Origin of the sequence: Lysinibacillus sp. Bpr_S20, assembly GCF_023337835.1 — a bacterium.
Lineage (GTDB): Bacteria > Bacillota > Bacilli > Bacillales_A > Planococcaceae > Lysinibacillus.
In genome coordinates this window covers 457,926-482,778 of sequence record NZ_JALNLQ010000004.1, presented here as the reverse complement: position 1 = coordinate 482,778, position 24,853 = coordinate 457,926, and the positions used below count along the sequence as shown (strand labels likewise).

The 24,853-nt window shown below is 37.7% G+C and carries 21 protein-coding genes; 3 read left to right on the top strand and 18 right to left on the bottom strand.

Annotated features, from left to right (window positions below):
• Positions 1 to 2 precede the first annotated feature (2 nt).
• From hpaD to hpaI, 4 genes are all read right to left on the bottom strand, one after another.
• Positions 3 to 986 carry a 3,4-dihydroxyphenylacetate 2,3-dioxygenase gene (hpaD, locus tag MWJ95_RS13310; protein ID WP_249072628.1) on the bottom strand — a complete coding sequence of 328 codons (984 nt, stop codon included), beginning with the start codon at positions 984 to 986 and terminating at the stop codon, positions 3 to 5.
• Positions 987 to 1,011: 25 nt separating this feature from the next.
• Positions 1,012 to 2,484, bottom strand: a complete 1,473-nt coding sequence (gene hpaB, locus MWJ95_RS13305) for a 4-hydroxyphenylacetate 3-monooxygenase, oxygenase component (RefSeq protein WP_249072629.1) — start codon at positions 2,482 to 2,484, stop codon at positions 1,012 to 1,014.
• Between the two features lie 27 nt (positions 2,485 to 2,511).
• The gene (hpaE, locus tag MWJ95_RS13300; protein WP_249105977.1) at positions 2,512 to 4,029 is read right to left on the bottom strand and encodes a 5-carboxymethyl-2-hydroxymuconate semialdehyde dehydrogenase; all 1,518 of its coding nucleotides are present in this window, start codon (positions 4,027 to 4,029) and stop codon (positions 2,512 to 2,514) included.
• Between the two features lie 70 nt (positions 4,030 to 4,099).
• A complete protein-coding gene (gene hpaI / locus MWJ95_RS13295) occupies positions 4,100 to 5,026 on the bottom strand; it encodes a 2,4-dihydroxyhept-2-ene-1,7-dioic acid aldolase (RefSeq protein WP_249072631.1) in 927 nt (308 codons plus the stop codon).
• A gap of 132 nt (positions 5,027 to 5,158) precedes the next feature.
• On the opposite strand from hpaI, the gene MWJ95_RS13290 reads away from it, so the two are divergent.
• Entirely contained in the window at positions 5,159 to 6,064 is a 906-nt protein-coding gene (locus tag MWJ95_RS13290) for a LysR family transcriptional regulator (protein ID WP_249072632.1), read from the top strand.
• A gap of 318 nt (positions 6,065 to 6,382) precedes the next feature.
• On the opposite strand, the gene MWJ95_RS13285 is transcribed toward MWJ95_RS13290, so the two are convergent.
• From MWJ95_RS13285 to gpr, 8 genes are all read right to left on the bottom strand, one after another.
• Positions 6,383 to 7,141 carry a hypothetical protein gene (locus MWJ95_RS13285; RefSeq protein ID WP_249105975.1) on the bottom strand — a complete coding sequence of 253 codons (759 nt, stop codon included), beginning with the start codon at positions 7,139 to 7,141 and terminating at the stop codon, positions 6,383 to 6,385.
• A 461-nt stretch (positions 7,142 to 7,602) separates the two neighbouring features.
• Entirely contained in the window at positions 7,603 to 9,429 is a 1,827-nt protein-coding gene (gene lepA, locus MWJ95_RS13280; RefSeq protein WP_249072634.1) for a translation elongation factor 4, read from the bottom strand.
• A gap of 431 nt (positions 9,430 to 9,860) precedes the next feature.
• Positions 9,861 to 10,076, bottom strand: a complete 216-nt coding sequence (locus MWJ95_RS13275; RefSeq protein WP_249105973.1) for a hypothetical protein — start codon at positions 10,074 to 10,076, stop codon at positions 9,861 to 9,863.
• 265 nt (positions 10,077 to 10,341) lie between these two features.
• Positions 10,342 to 10,611: an FmdB family zinc ribbon protein gene (locus MWJ95_RS13270; RefSeq protein ID WP_249072636.1), complete on the bottom strand. Its 270-nt coding sequence runs from the start codon at positions 10,609 to 10,611 to the stop codon at positions 10,342 to 10,344.
• Positions 10,612 to 10,631: 20 nt separating this feature from the next.
• Positions 10,632 to 11,810, bottom strand: a complete 1,179-nt coding sequence (fmdA, locus tag MWJ95_RS13265) for a formamidase (protein WP_249072637.1) — start codon at positions 11,808 to 11,810, stop codon at positions 10,632 to 10,634.
• Positions 11,811 to 12,140: 330 nt separating this feature from the next.
• Positions 12,141 to 14,033 carry an acyltransferase family protein gene (locus MWJ95_RS13260; protein WP_249105972.1) on the bottom strand — a complete coding sequence of 631 codons (1,893 nt, stop codon included), beginning with the start codon at positions 14,031 to 14,033 and terminating at the stop codon, positions 12,141 to 12,143.
• A gap of 813 nt (positions 14,034 to 14,846) precedes the next feature.
• A complete protein-coding gene (gene spoIIP, locus MWJ95_RS13255; RefSeq protein ID WP_249105969.1) occupies positions 14,847 to 15,728 on the bottom strand; it encodes a stage II sporulation protein P in 882 nt (293 codons plus the stop codon).
• Between the two features lie 52 nt (positions 15,729 to 15,780).
• Positions 15,781 to 16,797, bottom strand: coding sequence for a GPR endopeptidase (gene gpr, locus MWJ95_RS13250; RefSeq protein WP_249072640.1), 1,017 nt, complete (start codon positions 16,795 to 16,797; stop codon positions 15,781 to 15,783).
• A 162-nt stretch (positions 16,798 to 16,959) separates the two neighbouring features.
• Here gpr and rpsT point away from each other — a divergent pair, with 162 nt between their 5' ends.
• Positions 16,960 to 17,208: a 30S ribosomal protein S20 gene (gene rpsT / locus MWJ95_RS13245; protein ID WP_079562884.1), complete on the top strand. Its 249-nt coding sequence runs from the start codon at positions 16,960 to 16,962 to the stop codon at positions 17,206 to 17,208.
• 164 nt (positions 17,209 to 17,372) lie between these two features.
• Here the strand turns inward: rpsT and holA are convergent, their stop codons facing one another.
• Complete coding sequence (gene holA / locus MWJ95_RS13240; RefSeq protein ID WP_249072641.1) at positions 17,373 to 18,383, bottom strand: DNA polymerase III subunit delta; 1,011 nt, start codon at positions 18,381 to 18,383, stop codon at positions 17,373 to 17,375.
• 164 nt (positions 18,384 to 18,547) lie between these two features.
• Here holA and MWJ95_RS13235 point away from each other — a divergent pair, with 164 nt between their 5' ends.
• Positions 18,548 to 18,685 (top strand): YqzM family protein, encoded by a 138-nt coding sequence (locus MWJ95_RS13235; protein ID WP_249072642.1) that lies wholly within the window; start codon positions 18,548 to 18,550, stop codon positions 18,683 to 18,685.
• Between the two features lie 32 nt (positions 18,686 to 18,717).
• Here MWJ95_RS13235 and MWJ95_RS13230 read toward each other — a convergent pair whose 3' ends face one another.
• From MWJ95_RS13230 to MWJ95_RS13210, 5 genes are all read right to left on the bottom strand, one after another.
• A complete protein-coding gene (locus MWJ95_RS13230) occupies positions 18,718 to 20,898 on the bottom strand; it encodes a DNA internalization-related competence protein ComEC/Rec2 (RefSeq protein ID WP_249105967.1) in 2,181 nt (726 codons plus the stop codon).
• Between the two features lie 107 nt (positions 20,899 to 21,005).
• Positions 21,006 to 21,575, bottom strand: coding sequence for a ComE operon protein 2 (locus MWJ95_RS13225; RefSeq protein ID WP_249072644.1), 570 nt, complete (start codon positions 21,573 to 21,575; stop codon positions 21,006 to 21,008).
• 116 nt (positions 21,576 to 21,691) lie between these two features.
• On the bottom strand, positions 21,692 to 22,339 hold the full coding sequence (locus tag MWJ95_RS13220; RefSeq protein WP_249105964.1) for a helix-hairpin-helix domain-containing protein: 648 nt from the start codon (positions 22,337 to 22,339) through the stop codon (positions 21,692 to 21,694).
• Between the two features lie 494 nt (positions 22,340 to 22,833).
• The gene (locus tag MWJ95_RS13215) at positions 22,834 to 24,009 is read right to left on the bottom strand and encodes a DUF4085 family protein (RefSeq protein WP_249105960.1); all 1,176 of its coding nucleotides are present in this window, start codon (positions 24,007 to 24,009) and stop codon (positions 22,834 to 22,836) included.
• A 103-nt stretch (positions 24,010 to 24,112) separates the two neighbouring features.
• The gene (locus tag MWJ95_RS13210; RefSeq protein ID WP_249072647.1) at positions 24,113 to 24,853 is read right to left on the bottom strand and encodes a class I SAM-dependent DNA methyltransferase; all 741 of its coding nucleotides are present in this window, start codon (positions 24,851 to 24,853) and stop codon (positions 24,113 to 24,115) included.

Sequence of the window (24,853 nt, the reverse complement as noted above, 5' to 3'; positions counted from 1 at the left end):
ATTTAGATAACAAGTTCTGGTTTACGCTGTGCAAGGTTTGGTGACTTCGATTGAATTTGTTCATTCGTTTCAATATCTAAAAATGGGGATGTTTCATTAAACCAACTGTCCGGTGCTTTTGCCCCCCATAATGTTTGACGACGTGGGTCATTTAAATCCCATCGAATTGGCTCGAAGTCATTGTCACTTGTTAAATAATCTCCGTTATACAGCTCTATGCGGTATCCATCTGGATCTCTTAAATACAAGAAGAACGCATTGGATAAGCCGTGGCGTGCTGGACCTCTTTCAATGTTCTCTGAATAGCCAAGAGAAGCTAAAACATCGCAGCAGTGAATTAGAGCAAGTGGATCCGGTAGCCAGTAAGCAAAGTGATGAAGACGCGGGCCATCTCCGTTCATAAAGGCTTGATCATGCACGGTCTGTTTGCGGTGTAGCCACGCAGCCCAAATACTTCCATCTTCTATCGTTGTATATTCAGAGCATGCAAAACCTAACTCGTTGATAAAGAAGTCGTAAGCTTTTTCTACGTCTGGTACAGCACAGTTTACATGGTCAATCCGCTGAATTCGGGCACCGCTGTATAAGTCGTAGCGCTGAAGTAAGCGCTCTGCTTTTTCAATTTTACAGAAAAATTCAAGAGGCATCCCTGAAATATCATGTACATGCAATGCACGCCCAAGAGCATGCTGGGTTCCTTCTTTAAGCCACTTTGTTTTTAATCCTTTTGATTGAAACAATTCAGCCAAACGATCAAGATCTTCTTCTTTTTCTACTTTGTATCCGAGTGCGTGTACCCCTAACGTCTCGGATTTTTTAAGAACCAAACTGTGGTGTGTGTGTTCTTCAAGCCCTCTCAAATAGACACAATCATCCTTTGTTTCCGTTTCAATCATGCCGAGCGCTTTTACATAAAAAGCTTTTGAACGGTCTAAATCCTTCACATTAATAATAGTTCTGGCAATACGAATGATATTGAAATCCATATCCTCATCCCCCTTAGTCATTTAATTAGCTATTTTTAATAAACGCTTCTGATCGATTCAAAAATTCTTTTACACGATCAACATATTCCTGTTTGTCATAACCGTTATAAAGCGTACTTGCCATTCTAATTGGATCACCGAAGAAGAAGCGCTCATAAAGTGTTTGTCGAGAACCGAATGAACTTAAACATACATCCCATGCTAAACGATAAAGTTTCACACGATCATAAGCGTCCCCAGTGGCTGATTGTAAATACTTATCAAGATCCGGACGAATAGCAGAATTGAAGTCCGATTCTGCTGGAATAGCCATTAAGCCACTTGCACCCATTAATTGCATAATCTCTGTAAAGCGAGGGTAAATTTTCGGGAAGTAATGACGTGCAGCATTTAACGGTGCAAATTCTGGTGTCATAGTTCCCCATCTATCCACTTTTGCATTTGCTTCGGCAGCAACGACATATGCTTTCATCGTTTCAAGCGCAATAATTACCTCTGAGATTTTCTCTTGTATATGTTGATATTGACCAATATTAATGGTCTCTGCCATTAATTGCAGAATACCAAGTACAAACTCTGTTTTTGAGATGTTTTTAGATACAACTTGATGTGTCATATGAACAACTGCATTACTTTCGTTGTAAGCCTGGTTGCACACATTCACATCACCAAGGGCAAAGACTCTATTCCACGGAACGACAACATCATCAAATACAACAATGGTATCCATTTCTTCAAAGCGAGAACCTAGCGGATGGTCGAAATGGGACTTACCATAATCAAAAGATTCTCGACAAATAAATTTTAAGCCCGGTGTGTTATTCGGGATAGAGAATGCAAATGCATATGGATTTTCTTCAGCTGATTGTTTTAACAAAGTAGATGGGAATACCATGATTTCATCGGTAATACCACCTTGAGTAGCAAGTAATCTTGCCCCTTTAATCACGACCCCTTCAGATGTTTTTTCTTTAATTCGTGCTGCAATATATGGATCTGGAAGCTGTGCTGAATTTACTCCCCTATTGACTTGAGGCTGAATCAACGTATGTGTTAAGGATAAATCATTTTCACGACAATACTCGTAGTAGTTGGCCATGTTTTCGGCATAGATCGAGTCCTGTTTTCCAAACATTTCTGAAGCTGAACCATACGCCATCATCCCGACATTAATGTAATCAGGGGAACGTCCCATCATGCCACCATTATATTTCGCCCATTCTTGCATCATTTTGCGACGTGTCACCAAATCTTCTTTTGTTTTTGGCTGAATAAAAGATGTACCTACACGTTCACCAGTTGTTGGAGATACATATGTCATGTAATCCTTTTTGTCTGGATGATGTTGCAAATCGTAAAGTTCTGCCTGCGTTTTCATAACTCCTTTAAAAGCTGGATGTTCAGAAATTTTCCCTTCTACCTGTTTGCCATCAATCCATATATTTGCCTGTGCATGATCAACTCTTTCAATATATTGCTTTCCTGTTTTTGCTGGCATGATTGTTTCCCCCTCGTAAAATAGTTTTTACTTCCCAAATTGCGGAATATGATGGTCACCTATAGCAACATGGACTACCTTTGGTTCTGTATAAAATTCAAACATGGCGTAATGACCACCCTCTCTTCCAATGCCACTATCTTTCATACCGCCAAATGGAATTCGAAGATCTCGTACGTTTTGAGCGTTAATCCAAAGCATACCTGCTTCAATGGCATCCGCCATACGATGTGCTCGTTTTAAATCTTTTGTCCATACAAAACCAGCTAGTCCGTAAGATACGTCATTTGCCATATGAAGTACTTCTTCATCTGTTTCAAATTCGATTACGGCCATAACGGGACCAAAGATTTCTTCCTGACACACTCTCATGTCATTTTTTGCATTTAATAAAAGTGTCGGTGGTACAAAATTACCTGCCTTTACCTTCTCCGGAACCACTCCCTGGACTACTTCACAACCTTCTTGTTTAGCGATTTCTATATATTTTGTTACTTTGTTGTAGTGACCTTTTTCAATTAGCGGACCAAGCTGAGTTGAAGAATCCATCGGGTCACCAATTTTAATGTTAGCTACACGTGCTTTTAATTTTTCAACAAATTGATCTTTAATTTTTTTATGCAAAAATACTCGAGAATTGGATGTGCAACGTTCTCCATTAAAAGAGAAAATCCCCCATATTGCTGCATCCAAAGCTCGATCAAGATCTGCATCATCAAATACAATTAAAGGTGATTTCCCACCAAGCTCCATCGATGTTTTCTTTAAAGTATCCGCAGAGTTTTTAATAATAGTGGAACCTGTAGTTGTTTCACCTGTAAATGAAATCGCTTTCACATCTGGGTGCGCAACAAGAGCAGCCCCTGCTGTTTCTCCAAAGCCATGAACGACATTAAAGACTCCCTCCGGAACTTGAGCTTTATGAATAATTTCAGCTAATTTATTTGCAGTCAATGGTGAAAGTTCAGCTGGTTTTAGAACAACCGTATTGCCAGTTGCTAAAGCAGGCGCTACTTTCCAAGTCTCTAACATGAATGGGGCATTCCATGGCGTAATTAACCCTATAACTCCTAAAGGTTTATAAACTGTATAATTAATGAATTCATCATCCATTGGGTAAGATTCGCCATGCAATTTTGTCTCGACCATTCGTGCGTAAAAACGGAAATTTTCTGCAGCACGTGCGGTTTGATTTCTTGTTTGACTAATTGGCAGACCTGTATCTAATGATTCTAAGAACGCAATTTCTTCAATTTCCTCATCGATGATGTCTGCAATTCTATTAATATATTTCATTCTTTCTTTCAATTTCATCTTGCCCCACGGGCCATTCTCAAACGCTTCTTTTGCTGAAAGAACTGCTTGATTTATATCCGCTTCACGTCCCTCAGCAATATAGTTGTTTATTTTATTAGTAAATGGATTTTTATTGTCAAAAGAAGCACCTGACTCACTGTCGACAAACTGTCCATTAATATAGAGTTTTACATTTTCTACTTGCATGTGTTCATGTTTTTTTTGAGTATCAGTTACTTGAACTTGCATGTTAGTACACTCCTCATTCTTCTCTTACTCCTGTAACAAGGAGTAAGAGAATTTTTTAGATTTCATATTATTATTTAGTCGCAATCGCATTTGATAAAATACCATATTGATTTAAAACATCACGAATTTCGTTTTGCAGTGCCTCAGATGGTAAATCCATTGGCTTACGTAAAACTGGCTCAATTTTACCCATCATGCCCAGCGCAGCTTTTACTGGTCCAGGGTTAGTTTCTTTGAATAACACATCATTTAATGTCATTAATTCATAATGAAGATTTAAAGCTTTTTCAGCGTCGCCTTCCTCCCAAGCATTGTGCATTTCTGCTACTTTCGCTGGTGCAACATTTGCTGTGGCGCTTATAGAACCTTTTCCACCGATTGTTAACATTGGGTAGCAAAGAAGTTCAATTCCCGAGAATAGACTAAAATCTCTACCACAATTTAATAGCACTCGATTGACATGTTCAAAATCTTTATTTGACTCTTTAGCCCCAATAATGTTCGGGCAATCTTCAACAAGTCGAGCCATTGTCGTTACTTCCATATTCACCCCTGTTCTTCCAGGAATGTTATATATAATAATTGGAATATCCACAGCATTGGCAATGGCTTTAAAGTGTTTATATAATGCTTGTTGGGAAGGTTTGTTATAATATGGAACAATGACCATCGCAGCATCTGCTCCCATTTCTTGAGCAGCCTTTGTTAGCCGAAGCGTTTCATTATGATTAACTGATCCCGTCGCAGGTACAAATGGAACTCGTCCGTTAATTGTTTTACTAGCTGTGTCCATCACAAGCTCTCTCTCTTCGATCGTTAGAGAACTAGGTTCCCCAGAAGTCCCGGTTACCGAAATACCATGACTCCCGCTTTCGATTTGCCAGTTAATTAAACTTTTAAATGTCTGTAAATCTAAACTTTCATCTTGCTTGAATGGTGTAATAACTGGTGCAATCGAACCTTTTATAATTTCTTTAGCTTTTCGAATTCTAGACATTTTATCTTCTCCTTCTATACCTTTTTATGGAATCGCTTTCAAGATTAATGTATCATTAAGTTTAAAATATTTAAAATATTTAAAATGTTTGAAACGTATATAAAATAAATATGCATTTTAAGGAGGAATTTCATGGATATAAGACAATTGCGATACTTTGCCACTATTGTTGAAGAAGGCCAAATCACTAGAGCAGCAAAAAAGTTACATATGGCCCAACCCCCTCTTAGTCAACAGCTAAAAGCGCTGGAGCAAGAACTTAGTACTCTTTTGGTAGTACGAAATGGCAAGAATATAGAACTAACAGCAGCAGGAAAAGTTTTGTATAAGAGAGCCACCAATCTTTTAAGTCAGATTGATGAAATAATTATGGAAGTAAAAGAAGTAGGAGAAGGTCTTAAGGGTACCCTATCAATTGGATCTGTAAAAACATGCTTTTCTTACCTACCTGAACGCATTCGTTTTTTCAGAGAAAAATATTCAAACGTTACATTTCGTTTATACGAAGGGGATACCTATCGATTATTACAAGATTTAAGAAATAGGCATATTGAGGTTGCTGTAGTCCGGTTACCTTTAGCATCAGAAGCAGATGATTTATCCGCACTACCATTACCTCCGGACCATTTTGTAGCCGTTATCCCTGAGACGTGGAATTATGAAAATACAATAAAACTAGATGAACTTTCAAGTATGCCACTAATGTTGCTACAACGTTTTAAGGGTGTTGGTCAATACGAACTGGTTATAGAAGCTTGTCGAAAATATCACTATGAACCAAATATTGTCTGTCAATGTTCTGATGCTGCTATGATTATGTCCCTAGTTAGAGAAGGTGTCGGTGCTTCCTTACTTCCAAGGTCTGTTTTACATTCATTCCCTATGAATGGTCTGAAAATATTGGAGCTTGAAGAACTTAGTATTCAATCAGATTCAGCCGTTATCTGGTTGAAAGACCGTTACCTTTCAAAAAGTGCTATTAAATTTATAGAAACTTTTAAGAGGGAGCACACTTTAAATTTTTCACAAGTGGAATGACTCGAATAATCATGATTTACCTAGTACATGTACATGAATCTAGAAACATCGAAAAGCCGAATTTAGCCGTTAAACCTTTGATATATAATTGTTTATCGGCTTTTTTTATTTAATTTTATTCATGGATATTATGCTTGTAACGGGCTTTATTTTCTGCAAATGGTGGGGGAAAATTAGACCCCAACAGGTACTGGTCTTTTTATATTTTATTTAGCTAAGCCTAAGGCATCGATAAACATCCGAACCGCATGTCAACCAACCATATAAAATAGCCCCCTTATCAAATAAATAAGAGGGCATAATATAATTTCTAATCTATTACTTATTTTTAACAAGCTTTAGTGAATTCACTGGTAGCCAAGTATATTCTATGTCGTGTCCTTTTAAGCCATTATGCACTTGCAGATAACCATTAGTTTCGGTACCCATGGAAAAAACAATGGTTCCCTTTTTCACAATTTTTTCAGTTTTTGATTCTTTTAATGGATATGGTTTCCCAGCAGAATCATTTATTAACTCATAACGTACATCGCTTTCTCTCAATATTGTTTCAGCGATCTTAAGATCTGTACCAGAATAATAATAACAAGGATCATAAGTACCATCATTAATGCTATCGCAATGAGCTAACATTTGTTCAGTTTTTCTTTCCACGAAAGAAATATACCAGCTGTCTTTTTTTCTGAAGTTCCATCCGTAATCTTCAGTAGTACTATCGCGATTAATAAAAATATAAGTTGGATTGTTATAGAAAGATGAACGAATTTTTATTGGTACTTCTTTGAAAACTACCAAATCCGTTGCTTGCACGCGGTATTCCCCCATCTGGTAAAATATTTTGCCATCATATTTTTCGATATCATACGTTCTAAAGAATTTATTTCGCTTAACCATTAACGAATCAAATGTGCCATTTGGATTTTTCTTGTACACCTTGATATCTTTTTTAAAGGTCATTTTCCCTGTTTGCCCTTTTACAACTTCTGCTCCATCATACATCACTTTTGCTTCTGATTTCGTTGGATTTACTACCACAAATACAAATGCTGCTAGCAACACAATCAATAATTTTTTCATTATTTCCCCCTAAAGTTTTATTTTGAAAACAAAATATCTTAGTATTATTTTCCGACAATCTATATTCTACCATTGACTGTATAATAATGTAAGCGCAATTTACCTTAACATTGGTGCTTAGTCTTTCATTATTCCGCACTCTCTTAGCCCAGGTACTCACTTTCAATTGAGCGCCTGGTCATCTGACAAAACACCTTGATTGGACTATCAATATACTTCGACAGTAAATGCTTATAAACGATCGATTTAAGACATTTTAACGGAAACACAAAAAAGCCCAGGACTCAAATTAATTGAGTTCCTAGGCTCTGTTTTTATTTACGCTGTGCAATGATAAGTTTCAAAACTTCAAAATCACCTTAGCTAACGTATTATTTAAGGTGGGTAATTGGTGGAGAGCCCCACCATTTAACCCTTTTATCAATTATCTAAATACGTTATAAACTCTTACCATTACTACGTTACTTCGAATCATCCATCTTCAGAACAGCCATGAACGCCTCTTGTGGAACTTCGACTGAACCTACTTGTTTCATACGTTTTTTACCTTCTTTTTGTTTATCAAGAAGTTTTCGTTTACGAGAAATATCCCCACCGTAACATTTCGCTAATACGTTTTTACGCATAGCTTTAATAGTTGAGCGTGCCACAATTTTTTGACCAACTGCCGCTTGAATTGGCACTTCAAATTGTTGACGTGGGATTAATTCTTTTAATTTTTCAACGATGACTTTACCTCGTTCGTAAGCAAAATCACGGTGCACGATAAAGCTTAGTGCATCGACTTGCTCACCATTTAATAAGATATCCATCTTCACTAGTTTCGAAGTCTGATAACCAATGAGTTCATAGTCAAATGATGCATAGCCCTTCGTATTTGACTTTAAATAATCAAAGAAATCATAAACGATTTCTGATAACGGCATTTCATAAACAATGCTGACACGCGTTGTATCGATATAATCCATCGTCATGAAATTACCACGTTTTAATTGACAAAGCTCCATAACCGCTCCAACATAATCGTTTGGTACCATAATTGTAGCTTTTACATATGGTTCTTCCACTCGATCAATTTTTTGAGGATCCGGCATAAATGACGGATTGTCAACTTTAACCGTAGATCCATCTGTCATTTGAACATTGTAAATTACAGATGGTGCTGTTGTAATTAAATCGATGTTAAATTCGCGCTCGATACGCTCTTGAATAATTTCCATATGTAGTAGCCCTAAGAAGCCACAACGGAAACCGAAGCCAAGTGCTTGTGATGTCTCTGGTTCATATTGTAATGCAGAGTCATTGAGCTCTAGTTTTTCTAACGCTTCACGTAAGTCATTATATTTTGCTGTATCGATTGGGTATAGACCACAGTATACCATTGGATTTAAACGGCGATAACCTGCTAATGGCTCAGCTGCAGGGCGGTTAGCAAATGTAACTGTATCCCCCACACGAGTATCACCTACATTTTTAATGGATGCTGTTAAATAGCCTACGTCACCTACTGTTAGTTCAGTCTGAGGTACAACTTTTGGTGTGTGTATCCCTACTTCGATAACTTCAAATTCTGCGCCAGTAGCCATCATTCGGATTTTATCGCCAGGTTTTACAGTACCATTCATGATTCGAATGGAAATAATAACGCCTTTATAAGCATCATAAATAGAGTCAAAAATAAGGGCTTGTAATGGTGCATCTGGATCACCAGTTGGTGCAGGTACTTTTTCTACAATTTGCTCTAAAATCTCTTCAATTCCGATGCCAGCCTTAGCAGAAGCTAGTACCGCTTCAGATGCATCTAACCCAATTACGTCTTCTACTTCTTGACGTACGCGTTCTGGATCTGCTGCTGGTAAATCGATTTTATTGATCACTGGTAAAATTTCTAGGTCATTATCAAGCGCTAAATAGACATTTGCTAATGTTTGCGCTTCGATACCTTGTGCCGCGTCCACAACTAAAATTGCGCCTTCACATGCAGCTAAACTACGTGATACTTCGTATGTGAAATCGACGTGTCCAGGTGTGTCGATTAAATGGAATGTATACACTTCGCCATCTTTCGCCTCATATTTTAATTGGACTGCATTTAACTTAATCGTAATGCCTCGCTCACGCTCTAAATCCATTGAGTCAAGGAGCTGTGCTTTCATTTCACGAGATGTTAATGATTTCGTTTGCTCTAAAATACGGTCAGCAAGCGTTGATTTCCCGTGGTCAATATGTGCAATAATAGAGAAATTTCGTATATTCTCTTGTCTTTTCAAACGTGCTTCTCGGTTCATCTTTTCCACTCCTAATTAAACTATAATGAATTATACTATGAAAGATATGCAAAGTACAACAACAACTAGACTCGAAAGCCCATTACATCAATACTTATAAGTGTTTTATATGGTTTTTAGATTTTGCAAGATAAGGTATATAAATGCATGGATTTGGGGCTTAATGGGCTAATAGAATATGGCGAGCGCGTGCACAGAAATGTGTGAGTTAGAAAGATTGAGGCTAACCGCTTCAATCTTTTTTATTGATCCATTATAAAAAAAGCACTGCTTGGCACAGTGCATTACTAGGTACATTAGATAACCCTTCATAGATAATTGTGGAAGGTAACTTTATTTTCTAAATAACTACAGTTAGAACAAAGGTAATCTTTATTGATAAATATAGCACTGTACATATTTGTCCAAGGAATATGTTCAGAACATCTTTCTCATTTATCTACATATTTGTCACGTAAAATACCATTCTCTAAAAAGACATGCCATTGTTTATCCGATAGACTTTCAGAGCCATTTTTTATGAGAAGCAATGCTATTTCTAACGCTTCACCATCCTCAAATCTATTCTCGCTTATTAGTTCTTTCAAAAATATATTAAATTTAGATGGCTCTCTTAATATTCTTTGTTTAAGCTGTTCACTCTGCATAAAACCTCTCCTTTTCCCATCTACTATAATTCGACAAAAGGGAATGATTTCCTTCTAAATCAGACAATATATAATGTCCAGGCCAGCTGTTAAACCGCTTGACGCTTTGATCATGCACTTCAAGACGACACAAAAAGCTGATTGGCCATTTTACAACGGGCAATCAGCTTTTTGTTGTTTAGAGATGATAAAAATATGTTGAATTGAACTACTCGCCACTTAGCTAACGTGAAGTGGGAGTCTTCTGTCGAAGCAAAAGATATGCTTATCCGAATTGCCACGGACGATTTGCGCTCGTCTTTTTTCTTGGCCTATTGGCCCCTAATTGTTCTCGACTCATAATTTGCGGTTCCATTCCCTTTTCAATTTGCGAACTAAGTGCTCTTGAAAGTGAATACACATTCGGTGCAAAATAGACCCGATTTGACTCTAATTGGCAAATAGGACAAGTTGATTTGTCTTTATTCCCTGCCATTGATTTAAAAAATAACGTAAAATCTCCACAATCATTGCAACGAAATGTGTAACTAGGCAAGTATAAACCTCCTTATCCTATCATTTTGGCATAATATTTTTATCGAATATTTTTGTAGGGATTGCAATGGTACAACAAGCATTTGGAACATCGACTATGCCATTGATACGACTTTCAACTGGTGCTGTACTTAGCAGCATATAGGCTTGTTCACCTGTATAACCCAGCGTTTTTAAATACTCAATAGCATTCAAGCATGCCCGACGAAACGCAAGAGTAGCATCTAAATAATGTTGTTTCCCATCCTTATTATCTACTGAGATCCCTTGGAAAACGAGGAAATCATTATAATTTGGATCAACTGGGCCCGGTTGGAATACAGGATTTTCGTAAATTTTATAGGTTTCCATGCCACCTTTAATGACATCCACTTTTAGATCAATCCATCCTGCCATCTCGATACCACCACAAAATGTGATTTCTCCATCCCCTTGTGAAAAATGAAGATCTCCTACCGATAACTTCGCTCCCTCCACAAATACTGGGAAGAAGATTTTCGTCCCTTTAGATAGATTTTTAATATCACAGTTCCCGCCATTTTCTCTTGGTGGTACAGTTCGAGCTCCTTCCTTAGCTACTCGATCAAACTCAGCACCTTTTAATGTACCGAGCACTGCCCTCTCCGGAGTCGGTGCATTGGCCAACGTTGGAACCCGGTCTGGGTTGGTATTGATGAGTTCTTTTTCTCGTTCATTCCACTTTTGCAAAAGTTCCATAGAGGGAGCAACGCCTATTAAGCCTGGATGGATAATCCCGGCAAACTTCACACCAGGTACATGTCTCGAAGTCGTATAAATGCCTTCAAAATCCCAGATTGATTTAGCTGCTTCTGGAAATTCGTCAACTAAGAAACTTCCCCCATTTTCCTTAGCGAAAATGCCGTTAAAGCCCCACGCTGAATCTTGAAAAGTACCAATATCTAAAATATCTACGACAAGTAAATCTCCTGGTTCAACGCCGTTCACATAGACCGGTCCACTCAACACATGAACACGTGCAAGATTCACATCTCGAACATCATTTGGACTATCATCATTTTTAATTTGTCCATCTGTCCAGTCTTTACATTCCATTCTAAAAGAAGTGCCTGGATCTACTGAAAATGCTGCTGGTATGTCTGGATGCCACCGATTGTGACCAGGATGCGCCTGTTCTTCCATTGATTTGCTTAAATCTAGCTTGTACAGAGTTTTCACCATTTGATTTACTCCCTCCAATTTCTATGTAAGCGATGTATGCGCTTTCATATTATCAAAGATAAATAGTTATGTCAAACTATTCCGAACATTCCATCTTTTGATTGAGCAACCAAAACTAGAATGAATTGAGGGCAGTCAAATGTATTATTTCTTATTTAAAAACCTCACACAATTAGTATTCTCCTTAACTCCTCTGGACCGCCCGAACATTCTGATTATTCACTAGAAAAAATGAAAGAACGTGCCATCATTTCCTCTGCAAAATGCTTGAGATTTCCCTACAAAAAATATCCAGCTACACCTATGTGCATGCTGGATATTTCATTCCAATTATCTATTTATTGATTGTTGGATAAGGCTTGTTAACGTATTAACACCTTTTTGTACTAAATGGACACCATCCGGAGCAAAAAACTCTGGATGATTAATTGCAGCCGAATGCCAATCAATCAATGTAATATTATCATGCTCTTGGGCTTTTTGTTGTAATGAGTAATTCACTTTACCTTCCCAAGAACGCGGTACCCGAGTATTCACTAAGTAAATATCGGCATTAGAAAAAGCTTCTAGCAATGTATCAATCTGGTCATTCGTAAAGAAACCATTTGTGCCAAGTTGAATAATAACTGCTTTATTTGGCTGATTAAAACTAGCGTAATTTGGTGCTAATTTGACAGCCTCCGAAACTTGGCGGCCAATTTTTGCATCAATTGTAATCGCAGGATAAATATTGTGTAAGCTTGTGGCAATATCTATCATTAAAGAATCTCCTATGGCTAATATTCCAGTATAAGATTCATTTTTAGTATTAGAAGTTGCTTCATTTTCTCCCTGCATTGGTTCTTCTGTGTCCGATTGAGGTCTAGTTTTACCTTCTTCATTCTGAACATTCGATGAATCGCTTTTTGTGGCTTCTTTTTCCGCTACGGAATCATGTTTAGCAGCTTCCGCACCATTTATTTTAATTTCTGTTGGCTTAGATTCTTTTGATGCCGTTTGTTCTTCTCCTACAACGCCTGTCATGCCAGTAAAAAACACTAATAGGAATAGCGGAACAAGCACTGTAGTAGTTTTTCTAGTAAACGAAAGGCTGCGCCATTTATTTTTATTAAACACAAGATATTGTCGATAATAGGCGCGGAATCCTTCCTTACGTATTGGCATTTCGATAAAACGATATGAAATCTCCGCGATAATCAAAATAAGCACTAGTTGTAAAGCAACTCGCCAGTACGCAGGATTACCTATTTCGTGGACTGGCGTACCCAACACCATAATCGGATAATGCCATAGATAAATCCCATACGATCTTGAACCAATCCAACGTAGGGGCTTCAAAGAGAGTACTTTTCCTAAAATGCTAATTGGATGACAAACACACGCTATTAATATAGCGGCATTTAAACAAAATAGGAACATGCCTCCTCTATATAAGAAAGTTTGATATTCGTCTACAACAACAATACTTAAAAGGAAAATACTAAAAGCAAACAAACTTATAACATTTAGTTTTTTGACATGGTCCGTAGATAGTTTTTGTGAAGATAGTCTTTTCATCGGCCAAACGAGCGCTAACCAGCAGCCTATCAGTAATTCAAATGAACGCGTATCTGTCCCATAATATACACGACTTGGATCCGCTCCAGGCTCATACATTATGCCCATTAACACAGCAGAGCATAATGCGCCGATAAAGATAAAAATGGCTAATTTACTCTGTTTTTTAACAAGGTAAAGCCCTAGCATTAACAGAATTGGCCAGATTAGATAAAATTGTTCCTCAATAGCTAAAGACCATAAATTTTTTATTGGTGATGGGGATCCAAAACTATCAAAATAAGAGAGTTTATGAAAAATGAACCACCAATTACTTGAATAAAAAATAGAGGATATTGCATCTCCGCGCAATGTATTAAGAAGTTCCTTATGAAATAAGGTAGCCCAAGCGAATGAAGTAATAATCATTACGTACGCAGCAGGTAGTAGACGTCGAAATCGCCCAATCCAAAATTCTCTTAAACCTACTGTCAACTGATTTCCTTTTAAAGGTAAAACAGTTGAGGTTATTAAATAACCCGATAAAACAAAAAAGATATCCACTCCTAAGAACCCACCACTGGCCCATTTGAAGTTAAAATGATAAGCTATCACAGCTAATACTGCTAAAGCTCGTATCCCATCTAGCCCAGGGATATAACGATGATTGACCGCCTTGCCTGACATAATATTACTTCCTCTTCTTCAGATAATAATCCACAAACCTTTTCGACATTTTCTATAGTGTAAAGTTCAGTATAAAGTTAAAAAATCGTCCCCTTTATCTAATGATTCGGTGCATTCACTTATATAAATGACGAATGAGTATATATAAAAGTTTACATAAAATAATATCTTTTAACATTTTTTCATAGCAGGTGTGTTGATTAACCATTTTTAACATTCGAATTCATTCGAGTCTGATTTCTGCTTAAAGGGCTACTCTTTCCCGAGGGAGTCGAGTTACCCGAGGCCAGATATCAGTTAAAATGGAATTATATTAGCGAAATGGAGGAAAAATCCGTATTCTTTCCTATTCAAAACGCCCGTTATCATCTTAACTACTCATATGTATGTTTATCCTTTTCAAATAAAGGTTAATATTTTCTATATTTTACCCATTAAAAAAACATCTCCAAAATGGTAGATGCTCTAAAAGCGTAAACCGCCTATTGCATATGCCGCAAAAAACTTTCACAACTCATAGTCAAATCTTTATGTGCTGACTCGAAAATTATAAGACAAGAAATGAATAATTTAAAGGCTTACAAACTATTTTTTCTAAAATAATTCCTGGTATTTTTGGCTAATAATGATTTCCGTCGCTTTCCCAGGAACTTTGGGCAAACAAATGGTTTTTGTGTGAAAGCGCAGTGCAACGAGGTTGCTCCACGAAGGCTCTCCCCCGAGACGTGATATTGCCGCTAATATGCTTCATTCAACAAAAAAATTGGCAAAAAGAAGACTATAAAAGTCTAGCTTTTCGCCAATTATAATATACTATTCTTGTTTTCCAGTTATGAAGGATTTTGCAATAGCTTTTCCTATTACTGCTATTGTACGATTCAATTCTGCTTCTGCATTGTCGATTCCACCTATTTCAATTAAGATCATTTCTTTTGTTAAATCTTGATTATAACGTCCATCCACATTGTCACCACTTTTTGATATAACTCCTCTGGAAATTTTCGGTACAATTTCATTCATAGACGCTGATAGACTTTCTGCGTAAGCAGTATTCCATCTATAATTTTTATGCTCTGCGCCAATGACAATCGCAATCCGTGCATACGATTCATTATTATGAGTTAACGTTGTCGCAGCTTTTTTGGCAGAATCTCGATGAAAATCAATCACTAAATCGTAGGATTGCTCTTGTAAACGTTTTGCTAAATAAGGACGTACAAAGTTGTATGAATCCGCGAAATTTTTCCCCTTAAGTTTTAGTTCCTTCATAACATCAACACCTAAAATATCCGTTTGTATACCATTCATGCTAAAATGCTTTGAAATAGTATCTTTTAAATTATAAATATTTGTTTTTTCATCATAAAATGCCGCTTTCCCGCTAACAGCTTTCACCATTGGTTGATATGATTCCTGTGAATGCGTAAATAACAACAATACTTTAAATGGATCTTTTGTTTGCTCTTTAGGTTCTTCAGGTTGCTCTTTAGTTTCTTCAGGTTCCTCTTTAGTTTCCTCTTTTGTCTTTTCCAGGGCACTTTGATTAGTAGCGGCATACACGACTTGTTTATCCTCTGGATCTTTAATCGGAGTCGATGCTTGCTTGTTGAACGGAAGTTGCCCAGCAATGACAGGTAATACGAAAAAGAACAATAATAAACCAAATGACCACTGTAGTTTTTTTAGCAAAGTCACACCCTCCTCCCCTTATCGTATGGAGGGGATGTGTCTTTTAGAACGAAAAAAATTATAGATTATTTGCCCATTTCATAAGCATAGATGACACGAGTTTTGCATATTTATCTACCCAATAATCGGCTTCCTTTGGCGTGACCATTAGCTGTGTATGTGAGCCTGCAAAAGTCTCTGCAAATAATTGCTGACGCTCTTCTTTAGACCATGTAGCCCATTCACCAAAAATCGGCTGTACTAAAGACATATCTAGTTCTTTATTGATATCTGGTTGCCAAGACGACAATGATAATTTTGATGAAGGTTTACTCCGTTCTGCCACACGTGCAGCTATAGAGCGTAGCATTATCTCTACTGCATCCGCAATTAACACAGGTGCATCAACTACTGTTGGGATACCAATCGCCGTAACAGGGATGCCTAGCATCTCATATGAAATTTCCTTACGCTGATTTCCTACGCCTGAACCAGGGTGTATTCCTGTATCCGTTAATTGAATTGTTTTACATAAACGATCACTAGCTCTTGTTGCAAGTGCGTCTACAACCACTATTAATTTTGGCTTAAGACGCTCTGCCACCGCCGCTACAAATTCACCAGTTTCATATCCTGTTTGCCCCGTTACACCAGGCGCATACATGACGAATTTTTCATCAATTACATCTAAACTATGCAAATGATCAATAAGATAAGGTCCTACAGCATCGGGTGTAATTGTACGATTCCCTAAACCAATTATTAAAATTTTGTCATCTTCTTTCCATGACATGGATTCATGCATTTTTTTAAAATTCACAAGCAATTCTTTCTCAAGTTGCTCAAATCCATCCTGATCTTCTAGCGTCAACGTAGGCACAGAAAGAGTAATATACTGCCCTTTCTTCTTTCCAATTTGTTTCTCACCTTCTGCATTAACGAGTACATCAGTAATTTTTACCCGACCAGCACTCTGATCTTCAATTTGGATACCACTCGACTCTTTAAGCGTATCTTTTTGTTCTTTCGTTTGATGTAAAACAACTTCTTCAGACTCATCAATCAAATCCGTACGTTGCCAATTAAAATTTTGCATACAGTTCACCTCAACTGTAGTTTGTTCAAACTGTCAAGTAAATATTCTTTGCATTTATCTATTGCAATTTGTCCAAGCGTTTGTTAAAATGATTTTTGTTGTATTGACACAAGAAATCAATGAGAAGATATCATCTCGTACCTATTTTAGGAGGTGAAACATATGCCAAACATTAAATCTGCGATTAAACGCGTAAAAGTTAACGAAAAAGCTAACGCTGCTAACACTAAAGCTAAATCTGCAATGCGTACTACAGTGAAAAAAGCTGAAAACGCTGTTGCTGCTAAAGCTGAAAACACTCAAGAACTTTTACAAGCAGCTTACAAATCTTTAGATAAAGCAGCTTCAAAAGGACTTATCCACAAAAACGCGGCGGCTCGTAAAAAGTCTCGCCTTGCTAAAAAAGCGTAATTGTTATAAAAGATCAGTTTACTCTATTAGGAGTAGCTGATCTTTTTAATTTATAGAAAAAATTCTTCGCTTTCACACAGACAATTATGTATTTACAATAAAGAGCTGCCCATTTTGCTTCGGACAGCTCTTAAATTGTCTCTACCTGAACAATCATTATACTTTTAAAGCTGACGCAGTAAAAAGAGCTCTAAATAACGCTCACGATTGCCCCCTGTTGATTTCAGTTGTAAATCGACCTCCGCTAATTGATATAAAGCCTTTAATAAGCTTTCCTCTGAGGGACGATTACGCTGTTCAACCATTAGCTTGACACGATAAGGATGTATTTTTAAATTTTTTGCAATTTGCTGTGGATGATAGCCCTTTTTCAATAAATAAAATACATTGGACATCGTTCGTACATTTGATGCAAGCAATCCAACAAGCATGATAGGCTCTTGCTTTTGACGTAGTAAATCGTGATAAATAGACAATGCCCCTACAGAATCGTTTGCAAAATAAGCATTTAACATTTTAAAGGCATCCTGCTCTAACGTTTTAGCTACTAAATCCTCGACCAACGTAGTAGTTATTTCACCGCCATTCCCTACATAAAGAGTTAGCTTCTCAATTTCCATTTGCAACTGTAGCATATTCGGTCCAACCATAGCGACAAGCTGCTCTATTGCATGTTGTGTGATACTATTACCCTCTGCTTTGACTATACTTTGTATCCACACGGCTAAGTCCTGCTCCTTTGGTGTTTCAGCTTGGACTAAAAACGCATGCTCCTTCATCATCTTTGTCACTTTTTTACGTTCATCTAATTTCTCATAAGGTGCGATAAAAACAGTTACTGAAAAATCAGAAGGGTTAGCAAGCCATGCTTCCAAGCGTTTTATATCATGGTCAATTTTTTCCTTCCCTTTTTCTGTTGCCTTTAGAAAAGATGCGTTTTTGGCAATGATTAGCTTTCGCTCAGAGAAAAAAGGAATGGTGTCTGCTTCATCCATCACAACATCCACCGGCATTTCTTCCAAATCAAATGTTGACATTTCTATCTCTTCTTCGGGTCCTATCGCTTCTTTTAACCGTTTAACAGTTTCATCTATAAAATAGCTTTCTTCACCAACAAGTAAATAAACTGGTGCGAGCTCTCCTTTTTTGATATTATTCCAAACCGTTGAAATCATAATTTTCCCTCCATCTAGCAATACTACTAGTATACATGATTTGAATTCCTTTGTGACTTTGACCAAATTGTGTCGATTCTTTGCCACATGGTAAATTCTCCTTTTCGATATAGCTTTTATGAAACTGATGTCTTATAATAAATAACAGAATTGGAGGGATAACAATGAATCCATTTGAAGGAAAAAACATTCAATGTAGCCGTAACGACGCAACCGATTCTGGCGTTGGCTTCGGTGTATCATTTGGAATGTTTACGCTTATGTTTCTTATCGCAATTATAGTAGAAGTAGCATCTAAATAATTTAATGTAATGTTCGAGGAAAAAGACCGTGCTCATTGGACAAGGTCTTTTTCCTTTTGCACAGACCAACTATCTCCACGAATTTTCACTTCAATCGTCCCAACTATTCCAGTTGTTAAAGTCCATAAATTTCGACTTGTAAAACGCTCCACAATCTCTTCATGCGGATGATGGTAGCGATTATTGAGCCCAGCGCTGAAAATGGTTAATTCAGGCCGCAAGAGCTCTACAAATGGCTCACTACTTGATGTTTTACTGCCATGGTGTCCAGCCTTCAACAATGTTATATCCGCTAATTGCTTGTTGTAAAGATCAATAAGCTCCTGTTCGCCATGTGCTTCTAAGTCACCCGTTAACAATGCACGAAATGACTCCTGTTGTATATATAAAACAATTGAATCATTATTGCCCTCATAAAGGGTGTCACGGGGCCATAAATATTGAAAACTAGTCTTCCCTAAGCGCCACGCTGTTCCTTGCATTTTTTCTTTCACGGGAACTTTTTTCTTTTTGGCTTCCATTAGTAAATCCCGCATCACAGGCTTATCCATTGAACCAGGAGTGAGGTGAATTTCATGCATGTTAATCTCTTGTAAAATCTCCTCAGCTCCCTCCACATGATCGGCATCCGCATGTGTGGCGATAAAAACATCAATATCTCGTATCCCTTTTCCTTTCAAAAACGGTACAACAACCTGTCTCCCAACCTCATATGGGCTATCTGAAGCCTTCCATACTTCCTGCCCGAAACGTAATACGCCACCCGAATCAACAACATACACAGCCCTTCTAAACGGTAATTCAATAACTGTACAATCACCCTGACCTACATTTAAAAATGTAAGCTTAGTTTCGTTAAACAGCATCGGCGATAAATGAATACACAATGCAGGGAGGAAGACGACAACTAAAAATTTACCATAATGTTTTATCTCGATAAAATAAAAACCTACTAACACACTAATCAATGCCACGCAAATAAGCCAGATAGCAGGCTTCCCTGGTGACCACAGCTGAAACGGTATTTCCTGCAGATATAATATAAACTTTGTAAGCCAGACACGGCACGGCTCGTATATATCAAACAAAGCTTTTGCTACCGGCATCGATATAATCGTTAGAACAAACAAGGCTATATTTAAAGGCAAAATAACAAAGGAAAACAGTGGTACAAAAATAATATTTGCTAAAAATGAAGAAATAGAAATTTCATAAAAATGATGAAGTAATAATGGATAGACGAGTAACTGGCACACAAACGTAATCAAAAATGAACGGATCAGCCAATTTGAGGATAGTGTTAAAATGACGCCTGAATAAACAAGACTTACCGTTGCTAAATATGATAATTGAAAGCCAATCTGAAAAATAACACCTGGTTCAAGTAGAACAAAGCAAATAAAGCTAATTGCTAGAGCATCATCAATCGATATTTGCCACTTAGCGTAACGCATCAACATGATTAATTCTACGACAGATACTGCGCGCCAAACGGAAGGAGCACCACCAGCTATGACCCCGTATATAGGTAAAATGATGAGTAACACTAAGGTCGCCATTTCCTTCCGCACACCTATACGAAGAAGACCTTCAAAAAACAACCAAGAGACTAATGCCACATGTAGACCAGAGATAGCAAATAGATGCGTAATCCCAAGCTTTTGATAGGCTCTTTGAAGCTCGTGATCGACTTGATCCTGTGATCCTATTAAAAGTGCTTGTGCCTCTGCAACTAGTATCTCTGGGAAAGTTGTTTCAATATGTTTTTTCATATAGTGTCTCTGTTTTGCAAGAAACGAACCAATGGATCTTTTCTCTTCTTTAAAGGTCAAGCTAGATACTTCAAATATTCCATTAGCACCTTTACTTATTAAATATTCTTCCATGGAAAATGCATACGCATGTGCAGGTGGAAGAGGTGCTATAAGTTCTCCATGAACTAGATAAACCCTACCCGTCAATGAAGTATTTTCATAAAAGCTTTTCTCTTCTTCTGATGAGAATGTATAGACGACATACAACTTCTCACCTGTTTCCGTTTTGACAAAGCCTCTAAGCTTTTGACCATTTATTTTATATTCATTCGACCAAGTTATTTGGAATGTTGACGGTAGAGGGGGAGATTCCGTCAAATGAAATGTAACGATGAAGAAATAGGAAAGACATCCAACGACGATCACAAACGCTGAAATGACACGCGTTTCACCTTTCAATTTAAGCCATAACGCGAAAAGTAGAAGAAAAACGAGTAGCCAAGCTGACTTGTATGCCGCTATTGCAGCAACAAGTACAGCTAATGCTACGTAAATCCATTTATGTGTTAAAGCTTTTTGCCAAATAATGCACTCACCTTCTGTTCATATGGGAGCAATTTCTCTGCAGGCATACCACTCTCACGAAGCTCATTTAGCATGTCTATGTACAAGGCTAATTTTTCATCGCTTAAGAAGTCGATTTTTCGTTCATCAAACGGGACATGTACAACCTCTACACCTGCTTTTTCAAATAACTCTTGTGCATAAGGGTTATTTTTATAATCCGTAGCGTAATACACTCGTTCAATCCCTGCTTGAATAATAGATTTCGTACATGGTAAACATGGGAAATGTGTCACATATAAGTCTGCACCTTTTGTAGGCGTCCCATATTTAGCACATTGTAACAGTGCATTCATCTCAGCATGCACTGTGCGCACACAATGGTTATCAACAACATAACAACCATTTTCAATACAATGTTCATCTCCTGTAATTGAGCCATTATAGCCACCTGCAATAATTCGCTTATCTCTAACGACAGTTGCTCCTACTGCAAGTCTTGTACATGTACTACGTAATGCGAGTAAATGGCTTTGCGCCATGAAAAATTGATCCCAAGTAATTCGCTCCATATGACTACCTCCAAAGTATTATAGTATTAAGCTGTTCGTTTATTGCAACAGTCTTTTTATTCTATAGTGTAGCCCTTTTTGAAAAGAGTCGTCAATATCTCAAAACATACATGCTATTATTTAACTGAAATAAAATCCTTCAGCTTCTCAAACGTTTTTTCGCCAATACCACTCACTTTTTTTAAATCCTCAATTGTTTTAAAGCCACCATTCTCCTCACGATAAGCAATAATGCTTTGAGCCTTAGACGGACCGATGCCTGATAATGTTGAAAGTGTTGCTTCATCCGCTTTATTTAAATTGACCTTTTGATCTTTCCTACCGTTGTCAACTTGCGAAGTTCCACTAGTAGGCATCGTCATGAGATTAGAGGTAATTTCGTCTAACTTTTCACCCTTTATAGGAATGTAAATAACCATCTCATCTTCGACTTTTTGCGCGTGATTTATGAGTTGCGTATCAGCATCTTGAGTATAGCCACCAGCAAGCTGTACGGCGTCTATAATCCTCTTATCAGACTGAAGCTCGTAAACACCAGGATGTATAACAGCACCCTTAATATCAATAAATACCGACTGTATGACCGCTTCATCAACAGATTCTTTTATTTCATGTTGTTCAATAGGTTGGATTGTTTCGATGAGCTCTTCTTGGGGAGGTGAAGAGTCAGAACTCGAAAAAAAGAAGTAACTAAGTCCACTGATAACAAGTATGCCGGGGATCAACATACTTTTTTTGTACTTTTGCCAAAAAGATTGGATCATCTATAACATCCCTTCCTTTGCAAAAGGTAATCATATGGAGTCTATTTCATCTTACAATATCCTTCAGGTGTTGAAAAGATAAATTATTTTTTGAAAGCGTTGACGAATCGAAGTGAATTAGTTGATTGGAGTGGAGGCTGGGCGACTCCTTGGGGATTAGCGTAAGAGGAACGAAGGCTAAGAACATCACATCCTGTGATAACGCCTTCGTGACCAACATCGTGTTGGCCCGAGACCCTGGAGCGAGCAACGCGAGTGAAGCGGGAGGGGAACGAAGGCTAAAGGCATCACGTCCTGTGATAACGCCTTCGTGACCAACATCGTGTTGCCCCGACGCCCCCAGGAAAGCGCCCAGCCGGAACGGAAATCAACTGCACGTTATGGTGATGAGCTTTAATATGAGATAATTAGCAATGGCTAAGGACCACCTTTATAGTGATTCAATCCCATTTTGGTGCAAAGAAGCTCTTTAAAACAATACTTTCTAAAAGGTGTTAGTCTTCTAATAGATCCTTAAATTTAGTTTGAAGCTTAGTCGTTAAAATTCCCTCATTGTTAAAATGCCGAATAAACACACGTTGCATCATCTCATCCTCTTGAGCTGGGTTCATCTGCATTAAAATATCATTAATTTTCTCTGCGAGCTGTACAGGATTGGCATACATCGTATTCCATGCGCGAACCTTTAACTCTACATCTGTACCGAGTGCCGCTTCCTCCAAGTCCTGAATGGGTACTGGCTCACTAAAATGTGCATATGGGTCTTCATATGTATCTGTATGTAAAAAATGAATACAATCATCTAACTTGTCTGCCACACGTATTGTATCTACAAAAACGCCTTGATCATTTTCATATAGATAGCTATTTTCTAACATTAAAAACGGTGCATGTTGCTGAATCCCGATTACTCGTTTTTTTAATTGAGGTGTGATAAAGGTTAAGCCATTCTCTAACTGCAAGGTTTGAACGTACGCAGAAAAATTACCGTTTTCAGCAAAATCACTGTATGTTTTTGGACGATAATAAAAGTCCGCGTCCAACTCCTCTGCTTCAATCGTCCACTCCACCTCTGGACAATCAAAAATAACACGTAATGACATTCCATTAGCTGTTTTTCTGAGCTCGTCATAAATATAAAACTGCTCTGGTTCTATTTGACCTATCTCACTTATAATATTATTAAACTTTAGAGAAATGATTGATTTTGCAGTAAAGCCTCCTGTCATATCAAATGTTAATTCCACCTGAGTAGCAGTACGGTGAATACTAACTATCGTTGCATCATGAAGACTCTCCTCAAAGACCTCTCTCTCCTTCGGTTCCATATAAGCTAACGTTTTCTGTTTCTCCGTAAATGCTGCTTCGAGAATGTGTTCAAATAACTGCACCTGTTCATCTCTCCATCCTAAAAAATCGACCCGTACATGGTTAGGAACATCCGGTGTATTCAACGTACCATCTAAAACATATGTATGAAATCGCGGTGGTAAAAAGCTCATCAAATGATCGTGTAATTCATCTAATTCCTGTTTTTTTTCCTTATATAGATCAATATCATTTTCCTTTGCATAGGCACGGTATTGCGCCCATTCCTCATCAGACTCGTAAATAAATAGTTTCATCGCATTTTCATATGCTCTTTTCTCTTGCAATGTTAAGTGCCACATAATTTCAGCTCCTTTTGATTGGATTATAAAAATGTCCTATACTCAATAATACTACGCAAAGTAAAAAACAGCTCGCTGGTTGGTTTACCAGCAAGCTGTTTTTCTATTTTACCGCACGGAAAAAAATGCGTTCACTTTCATATTCAGGGCCATCATCTGTAAAATCTACTGTTACTTCTACATGTTGAAAGCCAATTGCCTGAAGCCACGCCATATATTGCTCAATAGAGAATGTACGTTGGTGATGCTCCTCGTCGAAGCGTTCATACAGATTACTTTCAGCATCACGCACATAAAACGTCATTTGGTGGACAACGGAATGTTCAAAATCGCCAGGCTCCGTATGCCATACATAGCTAATATCACCATCGTCATACGTAAACGGTCCGTCTAAAAATATATCATTCATTTTAAATAACGAATGCACATCAAAAAACAGCTGGCCTCCATTTCGTAAAGCACCATAAATACGTTCTAATGTTGAATAAACTGCCTTTTCTTCAACTACATAATTCAGCGAATCAATAGCAATTGTTACAACGTCAAGCGCCTCAAAGCCCTCTAATTCATCCATCGACATACAATAGAGAGGCACGTGTAATCCGGCATCAGCAAAGCGCTCTGCGGCAATTGAAAGCATATCTTCAGATAGGTCAATTCCACTCACCTTATAACCTGCCTGCGCAAACAGCTGACCAAGCATACCTGTACCACAGCCGATGTCTAAAAGTTTCGGGAATTGCCCGCTTGGTGCATGCTGCAAAACCCATTCCACATAAAGATTATAAGGGATATCGGTTTGCAGCTCATCATACACGTGTGCAAATCGTTCGTAACTACTCAC